The sequence below is a fragment of the Rhodopila sp. genome, assembly GCF_965277165.1.
Taxonomy (GTDB): domain Bacteria; phylum Pseudomonadota; class Alphaproteobacteria; order Acetobacterales; family Acetobacteraceae; genus Rhodopila.
The window spans coordinates 2,049,387-2,070,355 of sequence record NZ_CBDICE010000005.1 but is presented as its reverse complement, the minus strand read 5'-3'; the positions used below and the strand labels follow the sequence as shown (position 1 = coordinate 2,070,355).

Genomic DNA, 20,969 nt, shown 5'->3' with positions numbered 1-20,969 from the left:
ACCAGTTAAAGGGCCCGCAGTGAAAATGCGCGAGCAACAGCTCCGCGACGGTTTCGCCAGCCTCATCGCCCGCGCCGCTCGACAATGGCGACGCGCGGTGGATCGCCGCCTGCAGCCGTTCGGCCTAACCGAGGCAACCTGGCTGCCGCTGATCCACCTCGCGCGTGCCCCCGCTCCGGTGCGCCAGAAGGATCTCGCCGGCTCGCTCGTGCTCGATGGATCCTCCGTCGTGCGGCTGCTCGACGCACTTGAAGTGGCCGGCCTGATCGAGCGGCGCGAGGAGAGCGGCGATCGCCGGGCAAAGACCATCAGCGTGACCGAACGCGGATTGTCGATCATCGACAGGGTCGAAGCCGCCTCGCGCGAGGTCCGCAACGCAACCCTTGTCGGGCTGTCCCTTGATGATGTCGAAGCCGCCACCCGGGCTCTGGAACTGGTCTGCCAGAATCTCGCGAAGCAGCAGGGCATCGAGGAGTGACGGCGTCCAGCGCGGACCCCGATACCATGCCGCAGACAAGCCCGGTCAGGACCGCGCGCCCGGAATCTCCGCTTGCCGGACTGACCCCGGGGCTTCGCCTGGTGATAACGGTGTGCACCATCATGGCGACACTGATGCAGTCGCTCGACAGCACCATCGCCAATGTCGCGCTGCCCTACATGCAGGGCACCATGTCGGCCAGCCAGGAAGAGATCAACTGGGTGCTGACCAGCTACATCGTGGCGGCCGCGATCATGACCACGCCCACCGGCTTCCTGGCCTCCAGGTTCGGCCGCACGCGGCTGTTCGTGATCGCCGTCGTCGGCTTCACCCTGGCATCGGTCCTGTGCGGCCTTGCCGAGTCATTGAACGAGATCGTCATCTTCCGAGTGCTGCAAGGCATGTGCGGCGCCGCCCTGGTGCCGTTGTCGCAATCGGTGATGTTCGACATCTATCCGATCGAGCAGCGCGGCAAGGCGATGGCGCTGTGGACCATGGGGGTCATGATCGGGCCGATCTTTGGCCCGATCCTCGGCGGCTGGCTGACCGAGAATTATAGCTGGCGATGGGTGTTCTACATCAACGTCCCGTTCGGCGTGGTGACCGCGATCGGATTGCTGACCTTCCTGAAGGAGACACCTTACGGCAAATCAGTCCGGCTCGACTGGATCGGCTTCGCCACTCTCAGCCTGGCGATCGGCGCGTTTCAGACCATGCTCGACCGGGGTGAGACGCTGGATTGGTTCGGTTCCGGTGAAATCATCGTGGAAGCGTTCCTGGCGGGCATCAGCCTGTACCTGTTTCTCGTGCAATTTTTCCTGGCACCGAAACCGTTCCTCTCACCCCGATTGTTCACCGACCGGAATTTTGTCGTCGGGATCAGCCTGTATTTCACCATGGGGTTGATCATGTATGCGACCCTGGCGCTGCTGGCGCCTTATCTGCAGACACTGATGGCCTATCCGGTGGTGACCGCAGGCATCGTGCTGGCGCCGCGCGGCGCCGGACTGATGCTCGCCGCGCTGGTCTGCGGACGCCTGATCGGCAAGATCAGCGCCCGCCTGCTGGTCGGCATCGGTTTTATCACCGGCGCCTACGCACTGCACCTGATGACCGGCTGGACCCCGGCGGTCTCGGAATGGACCATGGTAAGCGTCGGTTTTCTGCAGGGCCTCAGCATCGGCTTCCTGACCATCCCGATCAATATCATCACTTTCGCGACGCTGCCGTCGGCGCTGCGGACCGAAGCGGCCGGCATCTACAGCCTGATGCGCAATCTGGGGAGCGCCATCGGCATTACCGTAACCGGCGCGCTGCTGGCGACCAACACCCAGGTCAATCATGCCATCATCGCCGCCGGGGTGACCCCGTTCAATCGAGCGCTGCAGGCCCCCGCCGTCGCGCGATACTGGAACCCGCTGTCGGTCCGCGGCGCCACGATGCTGAACCACGAGATCACACGGCAGTCCCAAATCATCGCCTACGTCGATGACTTCAAGCTGATGCTGATCCTTGCCATCGCGGTGCTGCCGCTGTTGCTGCTGACACGTCCGCCCCGGAAACAAGCATTGAAACCGACGGCGTCCGGGTCCAAGAACTGATGCCGGAGCCAAAAGCGATCGACACTAATTATACGATATCGGCTGTCGCTCGGGGTCCGCAACCGCAGCGGGCGGCAACCCGCTGACCCACATCGCGGCAAGGATCCACAGTTCCTGCTCCAGCCGTTCGCGCCCGGTCGCCCACAGATGCCACTGGAACGCAGCGGGTTCGATGGCGATTTCCGGAGCCCCGCCCCGCACCTGCAAAAAGGCGGCAACCGTCCTCTGCCGATCGACCCAAACCTTGTGCGTGGGGGGAAGGTCCACGATCAAGGCCTGGAACAGCGGGTAGTCGGCTTCGTCAATCCAAGGCAGGGCAACTGCGTGCAACTCGACCTCCGGTTATCGAGGACCGGAGCTTTTCGCGGATCACAGGCCGAAGTCGAGAAAATTTTGCGGAGGTAATTGGAAAGTTATCGCAAAAATAGACGTGACCGTTGTCGGGTCCGGAGCGGAACCATCCGGCGGAGCGTCGTTCTTATCCCCGCCCCAGCCTTCTTCTGCCAAGCCTTCTTCTGCCCAGCCTTCTTCTGCCAAGCCTTCTTCCGCCAAGCCTTCTCAAGCGGCGTGTCCGATGTCGATCTCGACGATGCCACCTTGCGCAAGCTGGGTCAGCGGAATCGCCGACGGCTGATCCAGTCCCCACGGGTTGAGCAGTTGAACGCTGGCCGAAGTCCCGCTGCCAGTCAATTTGTCGAACATGTAGCAATGGCCGTTGACCAGGCCATACGGCAGCCGCCCGCTCGATGACGTGTCCATGGTGATCAGGTCACCCGCCGCGACGAATTGCTGCAGCGACGCCAAGCTCAGCGCCGCCGGCGACATCGCGCTGGCCGTGTGACCGGTCAGTTCCTCCATCGCCAGCACCGGATAGCCGCCGTTGGCAATCGCGGCATATCCGCCGTTCAGCGTAGCGACCGCTTTCTCCACCACCTGCGGCCAGATCTCCTTCTGTCCGGCGAAAACATCCTGGGTCGGGCCATTGTTGACCGAGGCCGCGGAAAAGCTGTTGGTGACGGTCACCCCGATGGGCTTGAAGCCGGAACTGCCAAACCCAGGCAGGCGCCCGCTCTGATCGGTGTAGAGGGTTACGGTCTCGGTGCCGTTGCCATTGTTATGGATCATGTTGGTGATCGAAGCCGCATGGTACAACGCTTCCTCGCCCAATGGCGAAAGCAGGAAGCAGTCGCCAAGCTGCCCCTGGTTGATATCGAACACACTGACCGGGGCGGCGGTGCCCGGTTCGGTCAGATACAGCGTTTGTGTCAAAGCGGTCGACGGGTTCGCGCCAAATGGGTTTGCCAAAATCGCTTTCGACGCTGCCACGGCATCAACCGACAGATCGGCCAGCGAACCGCCACCCGTATCGGCTGACCAGGAAACACCATCATCCTGCAAGTGGTGCGAATGTATTCCGGTTGTCATGGCCACATCTCCTTCAAGTCCACACAGATATCGCATCAAATATTTAAGGAACAGTTAGCGAACACCGGTTATTTGGATGTATTGGTAAAAATATACTCGGCGTTTGATTATCGGAGTATGAAAATCGCTCGCCATGACGCCGGACGCCAAATCCGCCGCATCGCCTGTGCTACCAGCCGCTCAGGCAAACACAGGCAGCGCGACACGATGACCAACCCATACACCACACTTTCCAGCCGCATCGCCTATCAGAACCGCTGGACCCGGATCCGCGAAGACCGCATCCGCCGCCCCGATGGGTCCGATGGGCTCTACGGCGTGGTCGAGCGATCCGACTTCGCGGTGATCGCGCCGTGGCAGGACGGCCGGCTGACCCTGGTCCAGCAATACCGCTATCCGGTCAACGCCCGGGTGTGGGAGTTCCCGATGGGCATGTGGGAGCAGGCACCCGACATCGACCCGATGCGACTGGCCGTGGGCGAACTGCGCGAGGAAACCGGGCTGACCGCCAAAACCATGATCCATGCCGGAGAAATCTTCCAGGGCCCCGGCTACTGCAACCAGCGCGGCCACATCTTTCTGGCGACCGACCTGACCCAGGGTGAACCCGATCGCGAGGCCACCGAACAGGACATGGTGTGCCGAAGCTTCGCGCTGGCCGAGTTCGAGGCCATGATCGGCGACGGCACGCTGCGCGAGGCCATGACGATCGCGGCGTTCGGGCTGCTGCGGATCAAGCGTTTGCTATAACACAGGCACCGGCCACCACGCGCCGCCCGCCCGGGCCCCGGCCGCCAAACCCGGCCGGCCCGGCCCGACCGCATGCCAGCTGGGGCAACCCCACCTCCGAAGCCCGCCGCCGTCCCGGCATACCCTCAGTCAGCCTCATCGCGGCGGCATATCGCATCACCGACCGCCACAGTTCCGGCGCGCACGATCCGCGCGGTCACCCCGCCTTGGCCGCGCACCGCATTGTAGCCGCCGACACCCAGCGCCTGCTCCATGCGTGAGCAGGGATGGCACTCCCCGGTTGCCTCCAGCAGCGCCGACCCCAGGCTGAATCGCCGCCCCTTCAACGCATGCAGGTTGATGCCCGACACCACGACGTTGCGACGCAACAGGTCCGGCTCGATCGGCCCAATGCCCAGAAAGGCGCCAATTGCGGCGATGTGTTCGGCCCCGATCAGCGTCACCTGCCGGCAGCGATTGGCGCGGCCCTGGTAGTGGTCGCCGATCAGGCCGCCATCGGGGTCGAGTTCGGCCCGCGCCACCGCGATCAGCCCCTGCCGCCGCGCCGGCCGCAGACCGATCCAGGCGACCGTGCCCGGACGCATCGGCGCATTCAGCAGCCGCCCAAGCGGACAGCACGGCTTCATTCGGCGATATCCCTGTTCATGCCGCAACCACCACACTCGCACCCGATCGCAACCGCTTCCGTCCGACTTGCCGCCGCGCGATAGTGATCCCGATCAAAGCCCCCGGCCCCATCAGGCCGAACGAAACACCGACACACGGCCACCGCACGACATAAGGAACCGCCCGATGAGCCGCCTGGTCTACGTCCTGAACGGCCCGAACCTCAATCTTCTCGGCAGGCGCCAGCCGCACATCTATGGCCACGAGACGCTGGCCGACATCGAGCGCGAATGCCGCGCCCTGGCCGCCGAACTGAAGCTGGAACTACGCTTCCACCAGAGCAACCGGGAATACGAGATCATCGACTGGATCCACCAGGCACGCGATGCCGCCGGCGCCATCGTCATCAATCCGGCGGCGTTCACCCATACCTCGGTGGCGATCCTGGACGCGCTGAACACCTTCGACCCGCCGGTGATCGAGGTTCACATCTCCAATGTCCACAAACGCGAGGCATTCCGTCACCACTCCTTCGTATCCACCCGCGCCGACGGAGTGATCGCCGGGTTCGGCACCCAGGGCTATCTGCTGGCCCTGCGCCGGGTCGCCACGCTGATCGAGGACAAGGCCGGATAACCGCCCGCGGCGAGGCCGATCCGTCGCCGCTTCACGGCGCCTAGGCCGATCCGTCAGCGCGATGTCCCGGCGCCGAGGCCGCGGCTGATTTGCGCCCGCCCGCCGCCGGATGTTAGGCCACATGCTACCGCTTCACCCCCTCGGGGACCTCGCCGATGATCAAGATGTACGGCTTCTGGCGTTCAGCAGCCTCGTTCCGGGTCCGCATCGCATTGCACCTGAAGGGCCTGGCGTTCGAAGAGCAGATGATCGACCTCGACGCCGACGAGCAGAACGCCCCCGCCTATCGCGCGGTCAATCCGCAGGCGGCGGTGCCGACGGTCATCTTCGATGCCGGACCGCGATTGACCCAGTCGCTGGCGATCCTGGAATACCTCGAGGAGACCCATCCCACGCCTGCTCTGTTGCCGCCCGATCCCGCCGCCCGGGCGCGGGTCCGGTCACTGGCTCTGCTGTGGGCGGCGGACCATCATCCACTGATCGTGCCACGCATCCGGGGCTACCTCGCCGACGTCATGCACCAGGACGAGGCCTCCCGCGCCGGCTGGATCCGGCACTGGTTCCGTGAAGGACTGGCGATCGGCGAACGCCGGCTCGCCGGCGACCCCGAAACCGGCGATTACTGCCATCGCGATACCCCGACCATCGCCGATCTCTGCCTGTTCAGCCAGGCGATCGGCGCACGCGGCTTCGGCGTGGATTTCTCCGATCTGGCGGTGGTCAGCCGGATCGTCGAAACCTGCCTGGCACGAGACGAATTCGCCCGCTCGGTGCCGTTGCGTCAGCCCGGCGCCCCGGCGCGTCACTGAACCGGCAGCCGCCGCCTGCTCTGGGGAATTGAAAACCCTACCCCCGATTGGCCCCGACCGCCTGATCGAACTCGGCGGCACTGATGCCCAACGTCTCGGCGGCCGCACGAATGTCCCGCCACGTCACGTCATCCACCTCGATGCCCTGTTCGGCCCGCACCGCAGCATGGCGCAGTTCGGGTTCGCCCGGGGTCAGCACCTCGCTGAAGCCAGGCGCCGGGCGCGCGGACTTGACGTGCGACTTCACCGCCTGGATGTCGGCCGCGATCGCGGCTGGATCACCCAGCTTCGAAACGTCGATCAACGTCGCCAGCATCGAGTTCAGCACGCCCCCCTTGGCTTCGTCGAACGCGCCCTGGCCGCCGGCGACCGCCGAGGCCATGATCTCGCACATCACCGCCAGCCCCGACCCCTTGTGCGTGCCGAATGCCCGCAGCGCGCCGGTGTGGTCGCGGATGAAGCCCGCGGGATCGTTTGTCGGATTGCCCGCGGCATCGATCAGGCAGCCGTCGGCGACGCTCACCCCCTTGTTGAACGCCACCCGAGCCTTGCCGGCGGCAATCGTGGTTGTCGCCATGTCCAGCATCACCGCCGGCCCGTTCGGCCCAGGCACCGCGGCGCAGAACGGATTGGTGCCCAGCCTCGGTTCCGCCGCCGCCCACGTCGCCTGCACGTCATGATGATCAGCCACGTTGACGAAGGCGGTGAACGCGCATCCCTCCGACGCCGCGAGCTCGGCGTAAGTGCCGACGCGGCCGATATGGGACGAATTACGCAACGCCAGCACGCACGCCCCCAGCTCCTTCGCCCGTGCGATTGCGCGGCGCACCGCGTCGGCCGCCATGCGCTGGCCATAGCCGCGACGGGCATCGACGACCAGCAACGCACCGGCATCGAGCACGATATCGGCGCTCTGATTGGGCACCAGCAAACCGTCGCGCAGCAGCCGCACATAGGTCGGGATCATGCCGACCCCGTGGCTGTCATGACCGGCCAGGTTGGCGCGGACCAGATGGTCGGCAACCTGCTCGGCTTCGCCGTCCTCGCTGCCCATGCGGCGGGCGATCAGGTGGGTCAGGGCTTTCAGCGCACGGGGCGGAAGCGTTGGCATGGCAGGGCTTTCAGGTAGGTGGGCCCGCGCGGCCCGACGATCCGATCGCGTGGGCCAGCGGCAAAGCCGTAGCTCATCTGGCAAGGCTCGGCGATAACACCAAGGCAGTGATGACGGCACGGTCGCGAATCGCCGAACCAAGGCCCGGCGACGACGCGCGCTGACGGTGCGAGAGGACGGCAGGTCCCGAGAAGACGCGGCGGAAAAAGACGCGGCGGAAAAACCGGGGACAGAAAACCGCGTCCGGCCGCCGGCGCAACGCATTCACCGCGGCGACAGCACCATGACCATTTGACGGTTCTCCATCCGCGGCATCTGTTCCACTTTGGACGTCGTGTCCATCTCGGCCCGGATGCGTTCCAGAACCCGCACGCCAATGTCCTGGTGGGCCATTTCGCGGCCACGGAATCGCAGCGTCACCTTGACCTTGTCGCCTTCATCGATGAACGACTTCATGGCGCGCATTTTCACCTGATAGTCGTTCTCGTCGATGTTCGGACGAACCTTGATCTCTTTGATTTCGATGACCTTCTGCTTTTTCTTGGCCTCGTTCCGCTTTTTTTGCTGTTCGTATTTGAACTTGCCGAAATCCAGGATCTTGCAGACCGGCGGATCGGCGTTCGGGCTGATCTCCACCAGATCAAGGCCGACCGCGAAGGCGCGCTGAATGGCCTCCCTAGCGGTCAGCACGCCCTGCATTTCACCATCCTGGTCGATCAGGCGAACCTGGGGGATGCGGATTTCCTCGTTCACGCGGGGGCCGTCGCGGGTTGGCGGGGCGGCCATTGGTCCTCTGGCTATTGCTCTCTCCTGTTTCTGTTACAACTTTCGGTGGCGGCGGCGATCCGCCCGGCACCTGCTCTTTAGCAGCGTTTGCCTTTTGTCAGCGTTTGCCAAGTATCTAGTGTGGGCGAAACACGGGCCTAAAATCAAGTCACCCTGCCTGAAATAAGATCGGGAGGTGTTGCCTCTGATGCAAGTCTCACAACAGCTTCTTGCAAGGACAGCACCTCCTGGGCCTGGCTGCCCAGCCGCCGCAACGCCACGGTGCGGGTCTCGGCCTCCTTGCGCCCGACCACCGCCAGGACCGGAACATGCGCTAGGCTGTGCTCGCGGACCTTGGCGTTGATCTTCTGGTTGGTCAGGTCGGGGGCAACCGCCAGTCCGGCCCGCGCGAAAGCCTCGCTGACCTCGCCGGCGTAGTCGTCGGCGTCGGACACGATGGTCGCCACCACCACCTGGACAGGAGCCAGCCACAACGGGAACCGTCCGGCATATTGCTCGATCAGGATGCCGATGAACCGCTCGAAGCTGCCGAAGATCGCCCGATGCAGCATGATCGGGTGGTGGCGGGCACCGTCCTCGCCGACGTATTCAGCGTCCAGCCGCTCCGTGGTGTTGAAATCGACCTGCAGCGTGCCGCATTGCCAGTCTCGACCGATGGCGTCACGCAGGACGAATTCCAGCTTTGGCCCGTAGAAGGCACCCTCGCCGGGATTTAAGTCGTATTCTACGCCGGCCATGGCGCAGGCCTCGCGCAGCGCGCCTTCGGCATGGTCCCAGGTTTCTTGGCTGCCGATGCGGGCGTCCGGACGGTCGGCGAATTTGATCCGAAAATCCGGAAAACCGAAATCACTGTAAATCCGCGACAACAGCGCGATGAACCGCGCGGTTTCGGGGGCAATCTGGGCCTCGGTGCAGAAGATATGAGCGTCGTCCTGGGTAAACGCCCGGACCCGCATGATGCCGTGCAACGCACCCGAGGGTTCGTAGCGGTGGCAGGAGCCGAATTCGGCCATCCGCAATGGCAGTTCGCGGTACGATCGCATGCCCTGGCGGAAAATCTGCACGTGGCAGGGGCAGTTCATCGGCTTCAAGGCAAGAAACTTGTCCTCATTCTCGACCTGGACGATGAACATGTGCTCACGATAGTTGTCCCAGTGGCCGGATTTCTCCCACAGCGAGCGGTCCAGCAACTGTGGCGTCTTCACTTCCTGATAACCCGCCGCATCAAGCCGTCGGCGCAGGTAGGCTTCCACCGTCCGATACAGCCTCCACCCTTTAGGATGCCAGAAGATCGACCCGACCGCTTCCTCCTGGATATGGAACAGGTCCATCTCCTTGCCGATCTTGCGGTGGTCGCGGCGTTCGGCCTCTTCCAACTGGTGCAGATAGGAGTCCAACTCCTTCTGGTCGCGCCAGGCGGTGCCATAGATGCGGCTCAGCATGGCGTTGCGGTGATCGCCCCGCCAATACGCGCCAGCCACCTTCATCAGCTTGAACGCGGTGCCGACATCGGCCACAGACCGCATGTGCGGCCCACGGCACAGGTCGATCCAGTCGCCCTGGCTGTACAGCGTGATGGTCTCGCTGGCCGGCAGGTCCTGGATCAACTGGGCCTTGTATTTCTCGCCCCTGGCCTGGAAGAACGTGATCGCCTCGTCGCGCTCGATCACCCGGCGCTCGAACCGGGCACCGCGGCCGATGATCTCCCGCATCTTCTGCTCGATGGCGGCGAAATCCTCCGGGGTGAACGGCTCGTTGCGAGCGAAGTCGTAGTAGAAGCCGTTCTCGATCGCCGGGCCGATGGTGACCTGGGTGCCCGGATAAAGCTCCTGCACCGCCTCGGCCAGCACATGGGCGGCGTCGTGGCGAATCATCGCCAGCGCCTCGGCGTCACGCCGCGTGACGAACACGATGCTCGCATCGTGATCGATCGGCGTCGCCAGATCCACGGTGTTGCCGTCGAGTTTCATCGCCAGCGCGGCGCGGGCCAGCCCGGGGCCGATCGCCTCGGCCACCGCGGTCCCCGTCACCGGCGCATCGAACTGGCGCACGGAACCGTCGGGCAAGGTGATAGCAGGCATCGATCGCAGGTCCTGAAGGTTGCTGGGCAAGCTGTCTATGAAGTCAAACATGGCGCCGAAGCAAGCGGTGGCGACCATCACCGGCGCCGACCGCCGGCCCCAGAGCGAGCGCACGCCGGCTTGCGCTTGCCCGAGACCCAGGCAACATGAACCGCCAAACGCCGGCCACCGCCGGCAAACTCCACCGGAAGGCAACGATGGCCGAAACATTCACCGCCGCGCCCGGCACGATCGGGGCAGGCGCCCGATTGGACCGGCTGCCGCTGGGCGCCTTTCACCGGCGTATCCTGACGCTGATCGCCGCCGGCATGTTCTTCGATGCCTTCGACATCTACCTGCAGGGCAGCCTGCTCGGCGCCCTGGTGCACGATGGCTGGTCAACGCCGGCGATCAACGCCTCGTTCCTGTCCAACACCTTCCTCGGCATGCTGGTCGGCGCCTGCGCCGCCGGGCTGATCGGAGACCGATTCGGACGCCGCGCATCCTATCAGATCAACCTGGCGATCTTCGGCCTGGCCTCGCTGGCGGCGGTGTTCGCCCCCAACATGGGCGTGCTGATCGCGCTACGCTTCGTCATGGGCATCGGCCTCGGCGCCGAGATCGTGGTCGGCTACGGCACGCTGGCCGAGTTCATCCCGCCATTGCATCGCGGCCGCTGGGTCGGCCTGTTGTCGCTGTTCACCAACCTCGCGGTAACCGCCACCGGCTTCGTCAGCCTCGCGGTGATCCCCACCTTGGGTTGGCGCGCCATGTTCGTCATCGTCGGCCTCGGCGCTATGGCGGTGTGGGTGGCACGAAAGAACATGCCGGAATCACCACGCTGGCTGGAATCGCGCGGCCGCCTGGCCGAGGCGGAAACCATTCTCTCCGCGATCGAAGCCGAGTGCGGCGGCGCCGCCAACCTGCCCGCCCCCGAACCGACCCCGGTTCAGGCGCCGGTGCCGGACCGTCTATCCTACCTGTTCTCCGGCCCTATGCTGCGGCGCACCCTGCTGGCGCTGCTCACCGCGGTGACCTCGACTACGGTGCTGTACGGCTTCAACGGCTGGCTGCCGACGTTCCTGGTCAAACAGGGCCACGGCATCGTCGCCACGCTGGCATTCACCGCGGTGATGGGGCTGGGCGCGCCGGTCGGTTCGTTGCTGGGCAGCCTGATCGCCGATCGCTACGGACGCCGCCCCGGCATCATCGCGCTGTCGTTGTCCTGGGCAGCGTTCGGCGTCTGCTACGCCTATGCCGGCAGCAATGCGATGCTGATGGCGATCGGCTTCGGCGTTATGGTGTCCGCCTACGGGCTGGTCTCGGTCGGCTACGCGATCTATATCCCGGAACTGTTTCCCACCCAGGTGCGGATGCGCGGCGCCGGACTGGCCGGCGCCGCCGGACGCCTGGCCGCCGCCGGAGCGCAGTATGGCGTGGTCTGGGCGTTCGCCGTCGGTGGCGTCGGCGCGGTATCGGCCGGCATGGCGACGCTGCTGGTGATCCTCGCCCTCGTCGTCCTGCTCGCCGGCGTCGAGACCCGGCAACGTTCGCTCGAAAGCCTCGCCAGCACGCTAGGCGACGCCGCTCCTGACCCCGTGGGGTTGCTTCCAGTTCGGGAGAATCCATGACGCACAGCGCTATCGAAACCCCCGCCGCCTGGCGCGCCGCCGAGGTCGCCGCCGGCGGCAGCTGGCTGCGCCACCTGACCGCGGCGGAAGCCGACGCCGTCACCACGATGCTGCAAGCGGTTCGCGCCACCGCCAAACCGATGCTGCAACTGACCCGGACCGACGTCCCGCTCGGCGCCTTCGCATCCGTGCTGGCCGAAGTGACCGACAAACTGGAACAAGGCATCGGCTTCAAGACCATCCGCGGCCTGCCCGCCGACCAATTCAGCGCCGACGACAACCGGCTGCTGTTCTGGGCCATCGGCACCCATCTCGGCGTCGCTCGGCCACAAGGCAAGGCAAGCCAACTGATGTCCGATGTGCGAAGCGCCGGAGGCCAATACCGCGGCGCCGGCGGGCGCGGCTACAACACCAACGCCGAACTCGACTACCATGTCGACGGCACCGACGTGGTCGGACTCTATTGCCTTCAAACCGCCCGCAGCGGCGGGTTGAGCCGGATCGCCAGTTCGATCGCGATCCATAATGAAATCCTGCGCCGCGATCCCGTCCTGCTCGATCGGCTCTACCGCCCGTTGCCGCACAACCGCCAGAACGAGGAGGCCGACGACGAGCCGCCGTTCTACATGGCCCCGGTCTACAGCCGGCGAGACGGCCATTTCGCCGCTCGTTACATCCGCAACCATATCCGCGCCAGCCAGTTGCGCGACGATACGCCCAGGCTGACCGAGGCCGATCACCGCGCCCTGGATATCATCCAGGACCTCGCCGAAACCGACGAGTTCCGCTTCGACATGGTGCTCGAACGCGGCGACATGCAGTTCGTCAACAACCACGTCCTGGTCCACTCCCGCACCCATTTCGAGGATTTCGAGGAACCCGAACGCAAGCGCCACCTGCTGCGGCTGTGGCTCTCCATCCCGGACGCCCGCCCGCTGCACCAAACCCTGCGCGACGCCTACAAAAGCGTCGAGCGCAATACCGTTCGCGGCGGCTTCAAGGGCCAGAACGTCGGCCCGGAGTTGCGCGCCTACCAGGCCCGCGCGGCACTCGCCCTGGGCATGCGCGACACGCCCTACTGAAAGGACCATCGACATGCCCACCGCAACCCTGCGCGACGTCCTCAAGCCGCCCAGCATCCTGACGCTGCCCGGCGTCTACGATGGCATTTCCGCGCGCGTCGCCAGCACGCTAGGCTTCCCGGCACTCTACATGACCGGCTACGGCGCGGTGGCCTCCGCGCTGGGCGTCCCCGATGCCGGCCTGGCCAGCGTGACCGAAATGCTGGATCGAGTGCGCTGCATCGCCGCCGCGATCGACGTCCCCTTCATCGCCGACGGCGACACCGGCTATGGCGGCCTGCTGAACGTTGATCGCACCGTGCGCGCCTATGCCGCCGCCGGCGCCTCGGGCATCCAGCTCGAGGATCAGGAGGTACCAAAAAAATGCGGCCACACAGAGCACCGCCGCGTCGTCCCGCGCGAGGATGCGGTGCGCAAGATCGGCGTCGCCGTGGCGGCTCGTCCCAGCCCCGATTTCCTGATCGTCGCCCGTACCGACGCGCGCTACTCCGAGGGTCTGGACGAAGCACTCCGCCGCGCCGAGGGCTTCCTCAGGGCCGGCGCCGACATGCTGTTCATCGAAAGCCCGGAATCACTCGAGGAACTCCGCCGCATCGGCGAGACCTTCGGCGGCGCGACACTGCTCGCCAACATGGTCGAGGGCGGCCGCACCCCCTTCGTTTCGGCATCCGAGCTGCAGGGTCTCGGCTACAAGGTGGCCCTGTTCCCCGGAACCGGATTCCTGACCGCTGCAAAAGCGCTGCGCGACGGATACGCCCACCTGCAGCGCAACGGCACCAGCACCGGCGGCCCGGCGCAGCTCCCATTCGCAGAGATGAATACGATGATGGGCTTCCCCGCGGTGAACCAGTTCGAAGCCGAATGGGGCGGACCCAAATCCGACTGAGCCGCCCCTGTCCGACGGGCTCAGTTCACCGCGATACTGCCGACCATCCCATCCCAATCATGATCGGCGCAGGTCAGGTCGTAATGTCCCTTCGGCGGCGCGATCAGAAACACCCGCGCGGTGTTTCCCGACTGAACCACGATATCGCCGGTGCTGCTCAAAGCCCGTTTGTCCCTGATCGTGGCGGCCTTGAGAAACCCCGGCGCGGTAAACTCGTGCATGTCCTTGCCGCGGTTTTCCAGCACCAGTTCATAGGCCTTGCCATGCTGGAAAGTCAGGTGATCGGGCTCGAAGCGGTTATCCACCATGACCACCGTCAGCTTCGTGGCACCAGACCAACGATCGGCGGCCCCGGCCGTGACGACCACGGCGACACCCAGCGCCGCGAGGGCAAGACAAGGAACGGCTTTCATCGGTGACTCCCATCCGCCCCGGTCACTTACGCCCGATCGGTGCGCCTTCAATGGGACCGACCGCCGCCCGGGCAGACACAAGTCCACGAGACTGACCTATCCGCTGCTCGACAACGGCCGCGCCACGTCCTCCAACGACTTGCCGGCGGCCTCGACCCCCAGCGCAACCTCGCACACGGCGGCGGCGATCATCAGCGCCGCCGCCCCGGCGTAGCCGCCAGCAACCGCCCATTGGCTGCCCGATCCGATCAGGTGGCCGAACAGCAACGGCGCGGTCACCCCGCCCAGCAGCGTGCCCAGCGCATAGAATAGCGCGATCGCCATCGCCCTCGTCTCCAGCGGGAAGATTTCGCTGGCGGTCAGATAGGCCGAACTGGCGGCGGCCGACGCGACGAAGAAGATCGCCATCCAGCAAAATGTCTGCGTCCAGGCGGTCAGCACGCCCATGCCGAACAGCACCGAGACCCCAACCAGCATCACGCCCGACAGACCATAGGTGCCGGCGATCATCTTCTTGCGCCCGACGGTGTCGAACAGATGCCCCAGCAGCAACGGCCCAAGAAAGTTCCCTGCCGCCAGCGGCAGGATATAAACCCCCGCTCGGGCTTCCTGCACGTGGTAGAATTTCGTCAGCACCAGCCCGTAGGTGAAGAACACCGCGTTGAACAGGAACGCCTGCGCCACCATCAAGGTCAGCGCCAGAAAGCTGCGGCCGCGGTTCTTGCCCAGCATGGCACCGATGATCAGGCCGAAACCGAACACCTTCCGCGGACGCACCTTCAGCGTGTTCTTCGCCGGCGGCAGCGGCTTGCCCACCTTGCGCTCGATCTCATCGGTGTTCTGTTTCGCTTCAGCCTCGCGGCCATGGGTGATCTGCCAGCGCGGACTCTCCGGCACATAGCGTCGCAGATACAGGATGAACCCGCTCAGCACCGCGCCGATGCCAAAACCCAGCCGCCAACCCAGGTCGATGCCGACGAACCGGCCCGACAGCAGCAACAGCGACCCGGCCGCACCGACCGCGGCACCAGCCCAGTAACTGCCATTGACGATCAGGTCGATCCGCCCGCGCAGCCGGGCCGGGATCAGTTCATCGATGGCGGAGTTGATCGCCGCGTATTCACCGCCGATACCAAGCCCGGTGATGATGTTGAACCCGGCGAAACTCCAGAAATTCCAGGCGAACGCCGTCAACAGCACGCCCACCATGTAGATCCCCAGCGTCAGGTTGAAGATCAGCCGCCGCCCGAACCGATCGGTCAGCCAGCCGAACACCAGCGCGCCGCAAACCGCGCCGCCGACATAGCAGGCCGCGATGCTGCCGATGTCCTGGTCGGTCAGCCCCAGCGTCGCCTTGTCCTTCAAAATCGGCCCGATCGAGCCGACGATGGTCACCTCCAGCCCATCCAGGATCCAGGTTACGCCGAGCGCAACGACCACCAGGAGATGGAATTTGCTCCACGGCAACCGGTCGATCCGGGCCGGAATGTCGGTGGTGATTTCCGCGCCGCTCATGCCGTGTCTTCCTCCCCGTGTCGGGACACAGCGCAATAGGGGCGGCGTGGGTTCCGTTCGTTCGGGAACGTGGTCGGATCAGGACACCGCCAGTTCGCCGGCCGCGGTAAGGTGCTCAGCGATCCGTTCGGCCAGAAAACCGGCATCCCGGCCGACACCGACGAAGCGGCCGGACCCCCACGTGTAGAGCCAGGGCAGTCCCAGCACATAGATCCCCGGCATCGAGGTGGCGCCTCTGCTGTGGCTGGGATAGCCGGCGCCATCGAAGATCGGCAACTCGACCCATGACCAATCGGCGCAAAACCCGGTGGACCAGATGATGCTGGTGATGCCCTGCGCGGCCGGGTCCAACGCGCGCGCCGGGGCCCCAGGCCGCCAGGCGGCGGTATAGCGATGACCCGCAGGCGCAGCGACGCCCTGGGCCTCGATGTATCTGTCGATCGTCGCGCAGATGTTGTTGTAGCTGGCGTCGGCCGCGTCGAGGCTGCCCTCGAGGTCGTCAGCGAATCGCAACGAACCAGCGGCATAATCCGTCAGTCGGCCGTACAGCCGCATCCCCTGGCGGGCGAATGCGCGCAGGTCGATGTCGCGGCCGCCGTCACGTCCGGTCAGGTAATGGTTGGCCTTCTTGCGCACCTTCTCGCGCATTGGATGCTGGTCCACCGGCAGGTCGTATTGACCAAGGTCGGCCAGCCAGTCCACCGCGTCCCGGCCCCGGTAACCGCGCGGGCAGCGCGGCGCGCTACCGACCACCAGGTGGACCTTGCGGCCGTCGAGATGCAGGTCCTCGGCGATCTGGCAGCCGGACTGGCCGCTGCCGACCACCATGACCTCGCCCGCGGGAAGCTCACCGCCGTTGTGGTAGGTCGACGAATGCAGTTGCTGGATCGAGGCCGGCAGGCGTTCGGCAAGGCGCGGGATGTTGGGTCGATGATAGCCGCCGACAGCCAGCACGACGGCGTCGGCGCTGTAGGCGGCTTGCGCGGTCTCGATGCGGAAACCGCGTTCGCCGCGGATCAGCCTGGTGACCCCGGTTTCCTGTTTCACCGGCGCCCCGATACGCGCCGCATAGTCCTCCACATAGGCAACGATCTCGTCGCGGACCATGAAGCCGTCTGGATCGTTGCCTTGGTAGTCGTATCCCGGCAGCTTGCATTGCCAGTTTGGCGTGACCAGGCAAAAACTGTCCCAGCGCTGGGTCCGCCAGGCGTGCGCGATGCGGCGCTTCTCGAACACGATGTGCTCGATCGCCCTGGCCGACAGGTGGTAGCTGATCGACAAGCCGGCCTGCCCGCCGCCGATCACCGCGACCCTGACGTGCTGGACCATCGCCGCTATTTCCCGAACGATCTAAAAATGACCAGCGCGTCGGCCGGATAGCGCGCGGCGGCCGCCTCGATACCGGCCAACTCGGCCAAAGCCAGGGAACACGGCGCGCCATGGCGTTGCCGCACCCGCTCGCTGGCCGCGTTCAGAGCGGTCCGGCTGCGGACCAGAAACTCCGCGACCGGATAGTGCGCCCCCGGCTCGAAATGATCCCGCACGATTGTGGATGGCGAGTAGCACGTCTGCGGCGTGCCGTCGGGCCAGTCGATCACAAAATTTAGTTCAGGCATGGAGGCAGCCCATCAGTGGTTGGCGAGTGAAATCCCAGATCGTCTCCGCGTCGTCGCCAAGGCCGATGCGCACCGCGCGGTCCGCGGTGACGCCGCCGATGTCGACGGCCTCGATGCCGCGATCGGCAAAGCGGGCGATAACGCCGGCCGCGCTGGCGGGGACCACCGACAGGATGAAGCCGAAGCTTGGAAAGGTCCGCAGCCAGCGTTCCAGCGGCACCGATTCCGGCCTCGGGATCGCGGCAAGATCGATGGCAAGGCCAACCGAGGAGCACTCCGCCAGCATCATCGCGGTGCCGATGATGCCGCCCTGGCTGATGTCCTTGCCCGCCGCCGCCAGACCGGCTTCGGCGATCAGCGGCAGGATCTCGACGTCGCCGCGCAGTCGCCGTTCGGGAGCATCGGTGGCGGAATCCCAATTGGAAAACGGCTCGCGGTAGCGGCCGCGCAGGTCGATGGCGGCGATCAGGCGATCACCGGGGCGCGCGTCGAACGACGTAAGCAGCCGTTTCGCCCGGCCCAGGATGGCGACCGACAGTTGCGCGCGATCGTTGCGCAGGTTGGTATGGCCGCCGACCAACGGCACCGCGAACGTTTCGGCAGCGGCACGCATCCCCCGCAGCATCGGATCGGCGGCGGCATCGCCGGCGGCCCAGATCGCATCCACCACGGCGATCGCCCTGCCACCCATCGCGGCAATGTCGGACACGTTGACCATGATGCCGCACCAGCCGGCGAACCATGGATCGGCGGCGACAAACTCATTGATCAAACCCTCGACCGCGAACAGCAGGTAGCCGTCACCGTCAGGGATCGCCGCACAGTCATCGCCTACCCGTATCGTATCCGATTGCGATAGACCAAGCCGGCTGGTGACTTCGGCGATATCGGCTTTCGCGACAATGCCTTGGCTGGCGCGCAGGGTCTCCACGATTTGGCGGACCATCAGGCCGCCTGTTTCAAATGAGACAAAAATCCGGTCTCAGGCGTTGTCAGCGCCGGATAGTGCATCAGGTCGGCTTGCATGAAATGATGCGGCCGGCCGTGCAGGCTCACCTGCTCCAGGGTCTGCCAATGCAGCGCATGGAACAGCGGCGCATTGCCGCTTTGCACATGCGCCAGAAAGCGCTGGCAGCCGAACCCACGCGCCGTCCCGACGGCGAGGCGGATCAACGATGTGCCGATGGCGCCGACCTTGCGATAGGGTCGGGCAACGGCAAGGCGGGACCCCCACCACACGCCGGATCGTTGCTGGTGGATGCGGACCGTGCCGACAACATCCTCGTGGGTGATCGCCAGCGACGACAGCGCGACCAGCGGGATTGCGACGTCGTCGATGGCGTCGCGGTCGTCGTCGAGGAAGATGCGCTGCTCCTCGCAGAACACCTCGCGGCGCAGCGCCGCGGCGCGATTTCGCTCCCACGCCTCGGTCGCCGACTTGACGCGGAACTCGCAGGCCAGGAAGGGGCGAACCGGCTCGATAATCATGCGGCCGCGGCGCGTTCATAGGTCGACAATGCCGAACAGGCGCCGCATTTGCCGCAGCCGGCCTTTATGCCGGTGGCCAGCAGATCGGCGCGCCGCAGCATCGCCGCCAACGGCGCCAGGATCGCGTGCATGAACCCAGCGCTCGGCGCCGGGTGGCCCTCCAGCGGCGTGCCGGAGATCGGCACGAACGGAACGACGAACGGATAAACGCCGAGTTCGATCAGCGTCTTGGCTGTGTTCAGGATCGCCTCCGCGCTGTCCCCCAGACCGGCAAGGATGTAGGTGGAAACCTGACCGCGCCCAAACACCGGCACGGCTGCGGCAAAGGCGTCCAGATAGCGCGCCAGCGGCACCGTGGCCTTGCCGGGCATGATACGCGCGCGCACCGACGGCGTGACGGCTTCCAGGTGCATGCCCAGCGTGTCGATACCCGCGTCGTGCATCCGGGCGAACCAGGCATCCTCGTCGGGGGGCTCGCATTGGCCCTGGATCGGCAGGTCCACCACCGCTTTGATCGCAGCCGCACTGTCCGCCAGGATGGCGGCGCCGCGGTCGCCGCCGGCGGGGGTTCCGGTGGTCATCACCATGTGCCGAACGCCGTCGAGTTCGACCGCCGCCTTGGCGACGGCGGCAAGCTGGGCCGGGGTTTTGCGCTCGATGGTGCGCCCGGCGGCAAGCGACTGGCCGATGGCGCAGAACTGGCAGGTCCTGGTGCGGCTCCGGTACCGGATGCAGCTCTGTAGAACGGTCGTCGCCAGCACGTCCTCGCCGTGCAGCACGGCAATCTTCCAGTATGGTATGCCGTCCGCGGTGGTCAGGTCGTAGAAGCGCGGACGTTGCGGAAAGCTGATGGTGCCCAGGCCGATGCCGTCGCGCAGGATGCGGCCGCGCCCGGTCGCATCGGGGGCTTCGGCGACATAGGGGCTGTCGAATGCCGGCGCGGTATGCACCGGCACCATGACGGTGATGCCGTTGACGGTGATCGCCTTGTGATCAGACGGGCCAGCGCCGCCGCGGCGGCTCTCCACCCCCGCCTTGGGGTCAATCAGCCTGACTCCGCTCGACTGCAACTCGTTGATCAACTGTTCGGTGCTCGGCCTCCCGGCCGGCGAGGCTGGCGAGTTCATCCTGAGTGCTCCGAAAGGGAAAAACCTGCATCGCAGGGGCCGGACGGTCGTCGAGCAGAAGCCGCAATAATTCGGGGCGAGCGTAATGGCCGACCGAGTCCATCATCCGCTTGCGCTTGGTGATCAGGCTCATGTCGAGTTCGGCGATCAGCAATCCCTCACCCTCGGTCAGCGGCGCAACCACATGGCTGCCTTCGGGCGAAACGATGGCGCTGAAGCTGCCGCCGCTGATCGCCTTGTGCAGCTTGGGGTCGGCGGCGATGGCGGTCTTCTGTTGCGGCGTCAGCCAGCCAGTGGCGTTGACCACGAAGCAGCCGCTTTCCAGTGCGTGGTGGCGGATCGTCACCTCGATCTGTTCGGCGAAGATCGGCCCGACCAGCGATCCGGGAAATTGCGCAACGTGGATCTCCTCGTGCTGTGCCATCAGCGCGTAGCGTGCCAACGGGTTGTAGTGCTCCCAGCACGCCAGCGCGCCGATGCGACCGACACGTGTATCGACAACTTTCAAACCCGACCCGTCGCCCTGACCCCAGATCATGCGCTCATGAAAGGTGGGGGTGAGCTTGCGCCGGGCGAGTTTCATCGTGCCGTCGGCATCGAACACGATCTGCGTGTTGTACAGCGAGCCGTGGTCGCGTTCGTTGACCCCCAGCACCACGACGATCCCATGACGGCTGGCGGCGGCGCCGACGGCGTCGGTGACGGGTCCGGGAATTACCACGGCGTTTTCGTATAGACGAATGTGGTCCTTGCCGGTCGATACCGGCGGATGGATGAAGCTGAAATAGGGATACCAGGGGACAAAGGTTTCCGGAAACACGATCAGGTCGACACCTTTGTCGCCCGCCTCGGCGATGGCGCCCAGGACTTTCGTTACGGTTCCGCCGGGATTGACCAGGTCGGGCGAAAGCTGCGCCGCCGCGGCTCGAATACTATTTGTCATCGGGTC

23 protein-coding genes are annotated in these 20,969 nt (G+C 65.5%); 8 read left to right on the top strand and 15 right to left on the bottom strand.

Going from position 1 to position 20,969, the window contains the following annotated elements; translation table 11 throughout:
* Positions 1-25 precede the first annotated feature (25 nt).
* The gene (locus ACQY4Y_RS10250; RefSeq protein WP_428490444.1) at positions 26-478 is read left to right on the top strand and encodes a MarR family winged helix-turn-helix transcriptional regulator; all 453 of its coding nucleotides are present in this window, start codon (positions 26-28) and stop codon (positions 476-478) included.
* Positions 479-504: 26 nt separating this feature from the next.
* Positions 505-2,079: a DHA2 family efflux MFS transporter permease subunit gene (locus ACQY4Y_RS10245; protein WP_428490443.1), complete on the top strand. Its 1,575-nt coding sequence runs from the start codon at positions 505-507 to the stop codon at positions 2,077-2,079.
* Positions 2,080-2,103: 24 nt separating this feature from the next.
* Here ACQY4Y_RS10245 and ACQY4Y_RS10240 read toward each other — a convergent pair whose 3' ends face one another.
* Genes ACQY4Y_RS10240 through ACQY4Y_RS10230 form a run of 3 tightly spaced genes read right to left on the bottom strand, consistent with a single transcriptional unit; the run spans position 2,104 to position 3,504 of the window.
* Positions 2,104-2,409 (bottom strand): hypothetical protein, encoded by a 306-nt coding sequence (locus ACQY4Y_RS10240; protein WP_428490442.1) that lies wholly within the window; start codon positions 2,407-2,409, stop codon positions 2,104-2,106.
* Between the two features lie 39 nt (positions 2,410-2,448).
* Positions 2,449-2,631 carry a hypothetical protein gene (locus ACQY4Y_RS10235; RefSeq protein ID WP_428490441.1) on the bottom strand — a complete coding sequence of 61 codons (183 nt, stop codon included), beginning with the start codon at positions 2,629-2,631 and terminating at the stop codon, positions 2,449-2,451.
* 6 nt (positions 2,632-2,637) lie between these two features.
* Entirely contained in the window at positions 2,638-3,504 is an 867-nt protein-coding gene (locus ACQY4Y_RS10230) for a C2 family cysteine protease (RefSeq protein ID WP_428490440.1), read from the bottom strand.
* A gap of 207 nt (positions 3,505-3,711) precedes the next feature.
* Between ACQY4Y_RS10230 and ACQY4Y_RS10225 the strand changes: the two genes are divergently transcribed.
* Entirely contained in the window at positions 3,712-4,254 is a 543-nt protein-coding gene (locus ACQY4Y_RS10225; protein ID WP_428490439.1) for an NUDIX domain-containing protein, read from the top strand.
* Between the two features lie 125 nt (positions 4,255-4,379).
* Here the strand turns inward: ACQY4Y_RS10225 and ACQY4Y_RS10220 are convergent, their stop codons facing one another.
* Positions 4,380-4,880 carry an MOSC domain-containing protein gene (locus tag ACQY4Y_RS10220; protein WP_428490438.1) on the bottom strand — a complete coding sequence of 167 codons (501 nt, stop codon included), beginning with the start codon at positions 4,878-4,880 and terminating at the stop codon, positions 4,380-4,382.
* Between the two features lie 166 nt (positions 4,881-5,046).
* Here ACQY4Y_RS10220 and aroQ point away from each other — a divergent pair, with 166 nt between their 5' ends.
* Positions 5,047-5,496 carry a type II 3-dehydroquinate dehydratase gene (aroQ, locus tag ACQY4Y_RS10215; RefSeq protein ID WP_428490437.1) on the top strand — a complete coding sequence of 150 codons (450 nt, stop codon included), beginning with the start codon at positions 5,047-5,049 and terminating at the stop codon, positions 5,494-5,496.
* Positions 5,497-5,651: 155 nt separating this feature from the next.
* A complete protein-coding gene (gene maiA / locus ACQY4Y_RS10210; protein ID WP_428490436.1) occupies positions 5,652-6,305 on the top strand; it encodes a maleylacetoacetate isomerase in 654 nt (217 codons plus the stop codon).
* A 37-nt stretch (positions 6,306-6,342) separates the two neighbouring features.
* Here maiA and ACQY4Y_RS10205 read toward each other — a convergent pair whose 3' ends face one another.
* The 3 genes from ACQY4Y_RS10205 to thrS form a co-directional block, all read right to left on the bottom strand.
* Complete coding sequence (locus ACQY4Y_RS10205; protein ID WP_428490435.1) at positions 6,343-7,416, bottom strand: malate/lactate/ureidoglycolate dehydrogenase; 1,074 nt, start codon at positions 7,414-7,416, stop codon at positions 6,343-6,345.
* A 264-nt stretch (positions 7,417-7,680) separates the two neighbouring features.
* Positions 7,681-8,202: a translation initiation factor IF-3 gene (infC, locus tag ACQY4Y_RS10200; protein WP_428490434.1), complete on the bottom strand. Its 522-nt coding sequence runs from the start codon at positions 8,200-8,202 to the stop codon at positions 7,681-7,683.
* Between the two features lie 143 nt (positions 8,203-8,345).
* On the bottom strand, positions 8,346-10,283 hold the full coding sequence (gene thrS / locus ACQY4Y_RS10195; RefSeq protein WP_428490433.1) for a threonine--tRNA ligase: 1,938 nt from the start codon (positions 10,281-10,283) through the stop codon (positions 8,346-8,348).
* Between the two features lie 197 nt (positions 10,284-10,480).
* Between thrS and ACQY4Y_RS10190 the strand changes: the two genes are divergently transcribed.
* The 3 genes from ACQY4Y_RS10190 to ACQY4Y_RS10180 are packed head-to-tail and all read left to right on the top strand — an operon-like array spanning position 10,481 to position 13,861.
* On the top strand, positions 10,481-11,893 hold the full coding sequence (locus tag ACQY4Y_RS10190) for an MFS transporter (protein ID WP_428490432.1): 1,413 nt from the start codon (positions 10,481-10,483) through the stop codon (positions 11,891-11,893).
* Positions 11,890-12,975 carry a TauD/TfdA family dioxygenase gene (locus tag ACQY4Y_RS10185; protein ID WP_428490431.1) on the top strand — a complete coding sequence of 362 codons (1,086 nt, stop codon included), beginning with the start codon at positions 11,890-11,892 and terminating at the stop codon, positions 12,973-12,975. Before ACQY4Y_RS10190 ends, ACQY4Y_RS10185 begins: the two co-directional genes overlap by 4 nt.
* Before the next feature lie 13 nt (positions 12,976-12,988).
* Positions 12,989-13,861, top strand: coding sequence for an isocitrate lyase/PEP mutase family protein (locus tag ACQY4Y_RS10180; protein ID WP_428490430.1), 873 nt, complete (start codon positions 12,989-12,991; stop codon positions 13,859-13,861).
* Positions 13,862-13,881: 20 nt separating this feature from the next.
* Here ACQY4Y_RS10180 and ACQY4Y_RS10175 read toward each other — a convergent pair whose 3' ends face one another.
* The 8 genes from ACQY4Y_RS10175 to ACQY4Y_RS10140 form a co-directional block, all read right to left on the bottom strand.
* The gene (locus ACQY4Y_RS10175; RefSeq protein WP_428490429.1) at positions 13,882-14,274 is read right to left on the bottom strand and encodes a cupredoxin domain-containing protein; all 393 of its coding nucleotides are present in this window, start codon (positions 14,272-14,274) and stop codon (positions 13,882-13,884) included.
* Between the two features lie 96 nt (positions 14,275-14,370).
* Entirely contained in the window at positions 14,371-15,789 is a 1,419-nt protein-coding gene (locus tag ACQY4Y_RS10170; protein WP_428490428.1) for an MFS transporter, read from the bottom strand.
* Positions 15,790-15,867: 78 nt separating this feature from the next.
* On the bottom strand, positions 15,868-17,118 hold the full coding sequence (locus ACQY4Y_RS10165) for an MSMEG_0569 family flavin-dependent oxidoreductase (protein ID WP_428490427.1): 1,251 nt from the start codon (positions 17,116-17,118) through the stop codon (positions 15,868-15,870).
* A 5-nt stretch (positions 17,119-17,123) separates the two neighbouring features.
* Positions 17,124-17,387 carry an MSMEG_0570 family nitrogen starvation response protein gene (locus ACQY4Y_RS10160; RefSeq protein ID WP_428490426.1) on the bottom strand — a complete coding sequence of 88 codons (264 nt, stop codon included), beginning with the start codon at positions 17,385-17,387 and terminating at the stop codon, positions 17,124-17,126.
* 10 nt (positions 17,388-17,397) lie between these two features.
* Positions 17,398-18,351: a sll0787 family AIR synthase-like protein gene (locus ACQY4Y_RS10155; RefSeq protein ID WP_428490425.1), complete on the bottom strand. Its 954-nt coding sequence runs from the start codon at positions 18,349-18,351 to the stop codon at positions 17,398-17,400.
* Positions 18,351-18,893, bottom strand: coding sequence for an MSMEG_0567/Sll0786 family nitrogen starvation N-acetyltransferase (locus ACQY4Y_RS10150; RefSeq protein WP_428490424.1), 543 nt, complete (start codon positions 18,891-18,893; stop codon positions 18,351-18,353). The genes ACQY4Y_RS10155 and ACQY4Y_RS10150 overlap by 1 nt, the downstream gene beginning before the upstream one ends.
* Positions 18,890-20,020, bottom strand: a complete 1,131-nt coding sequence (locus tag ACQY4Y_RS10145; RefSeq protein ID WP_428490423.1) for an MSMEG_0568 family radical SAM protein — start codon at positions 20,018-20,020, stop codon at positions 18,890-18,892. Before ACQY4Y_RS10145 ends, ACQY4Y_RS10150 begins: the two co-directional genes overlap by 4 nt.
* The gene (locus ACQY4Y_RS10140; RefSeq protein ID WP_428490422.1) at positions 19,935-20,963 is read right to left on the bottom strand and encodes a Nit6803 family nitrilase; all 1,029 of its coding nucleotides are present in this window, start codon (positions 20,961-20,963) and stop codon (positions 19,935-19,937) included. Before ACQY4Y_RS10140 ends, ACQY4Y_RS10145 begins: the two co-directional genes overlap by 86 nt.
* Positions 20,964-20,969: the final 6 nt, after the last annotated feature.

What these genes read in the sequence shown, in the direction of transcription:
- ACQY4Y_RS10250 (WP_428490444.1), top strand. Translation starts at nt 26, where the DNA reads ATGCGCGAGCAACAGCTCCGCGACGGTTTCGCCAGCCTCATCGCCCGC.
- ACQY4Y_RS10245 (WP_428490443.1), top strand. Translation starts at nt 505, where the DNA reads ATGCCGCAGACAAGCCCGGTCAGGACCGCGCGCCCGGAATCTCCGCTT.
- ACQY4Y_RS10230 (WP_428490440.1), bottom strand. Translation starts at nt 3,504, where the DNA reads ATGACAACCGGAATACATTCGCACCACTTGCAGGATGATGGTGTTTCC.
- ACQY4Y_RS10225 (WP_428490439.1), top strand. Translation starts at nt 3,712, where the DNA reads ATGACCAACCCATACACCACACTTTCCAGCCGCATCGCCTATCAGAAC.
- ACQY4Y_RS10220 (WP_428490438.1), bottom strand. Translation starts at nt 4,880, where the DNA reads ATGAAGCCGTGCTGTCCGCTTGGGCGGCTGCTGAATGCGCCGATGCGT.
- aroQ (WP_428490437.1), top strand. Translation starts at nt 5,047, where the DNA reads ATGAGCCGCCTGGTCTACGTCCTGAACGGCCCGAACCTCAATCTTCTC.
- maiA (WP_428490436.1), top strand. Translation starts at nt 5,652, where the DNA reads ATGATCAAGATGTACGGCTTCTGGCGTTCAGCAGCCTCGTTCCGGGTC.
- ACQY4Y_RS10205 (WP_428490435.1), bottom strand. Translation starts at nt 7,416, where the DNA reads ATGCCAACGCTTCCGCCCCGTGCGCTGAAAGCCCTGACCCACCTGATC.
- infC (WP_428490434.1), bottom strand. Translation starts at nt 8,202, where the DNA reads ATGGCCGCCCCGCCAACCCGCGACGGCCCCCGCGTGAACGAGGAAATC.
- thrS (WP_428490433.1), bottom strand. Translation starts at nt 10,283, where the DNA reads ATGCCTGCTATCACCTTGCCCGACGGTTCCGTGCGCCAGTTCGATGCG.
- ACQY4Y_RS10190 (WP_428490432.1), top strand. Translation starts at nt 10,481, where the DNA reads ATGGCCGAAACATTCACCGCCGCGCCCGGCACGATCGGGGCAGGCGCC.
- ACQY4Y_RS10185 (WP_428490431.1), top strand. Translation starts at nt 11,890, where the DNA reads ATGACGCACAGCGCTATCGAAACCCCCGCCGCCTGGCGCGCCGCCGAG.
- ACQY4Y_RS10180 (WP_428490430.1), top strand. Translation starts at nt 12,989, where the DNA reads ATGCCCACCGCAACCCTGCGCGACGTCCTCAAGCCGCCCAGCATCCTG.
- ACQY4Y_RS10175 (WP_428490429.1), bottom strand. Translation starts at nt 14,274, where the DNA reads ATGAAAGCCGTTCCTTGTCTTGCCCTCGCGGCGCTGGGTGTCGCCGTG.
- ACQY4Y_RS10170 (WP_428490428.1), bottom strand. Translation starts at nt 15,789, where the DNA reads ATGAGCGGCGCGGAAATCACCACCGACATTCCGGCCCGGATCGACCGG.
- ACQY4Y_RS10165 (WP_428490427.1), bottom strand. Translation starts at nt 17,118, where the DNA reads ATGGTCCAGCACGTCAGGGTCGCGGTGATCGGCGGCGGGCAGGCCGGC.
- ACQY4Y_RS10155 (WP_428490425.1), bottom strand. Translation starts at nt 18,351, where the DNA reads ATGGTCCGCCAAATCGTGGAGACCCTGCGCGCCAGCCAAGGCATTGTC.
- ACQY4Y_RS10150 (WP_428490424.1), bottom strand. Translation starts at nt 18,893, where the DNA reads ATGATTATCGAGCCGGTTCGCCCCTTCCTGGCCTGCGAGTTCCGCGTC.
- ACQY4Y_RS10145 (WP_428490423.1), bottom strand. Translation starts at nt 20,020, where the DNA reads ATGAACTCGCCAGCCTCGCCGGCCGGGAGGCCGAGCACCGAACAGTTG.
- ACQY4Y_RS10140 (WP_428490422.1), bottom strand. Translation starts at nt 20,963, where the DNA reads ATGACAAATAGTATTCGAGCCGCGGCGGCGCAGCTTTCGCCCGACCTG.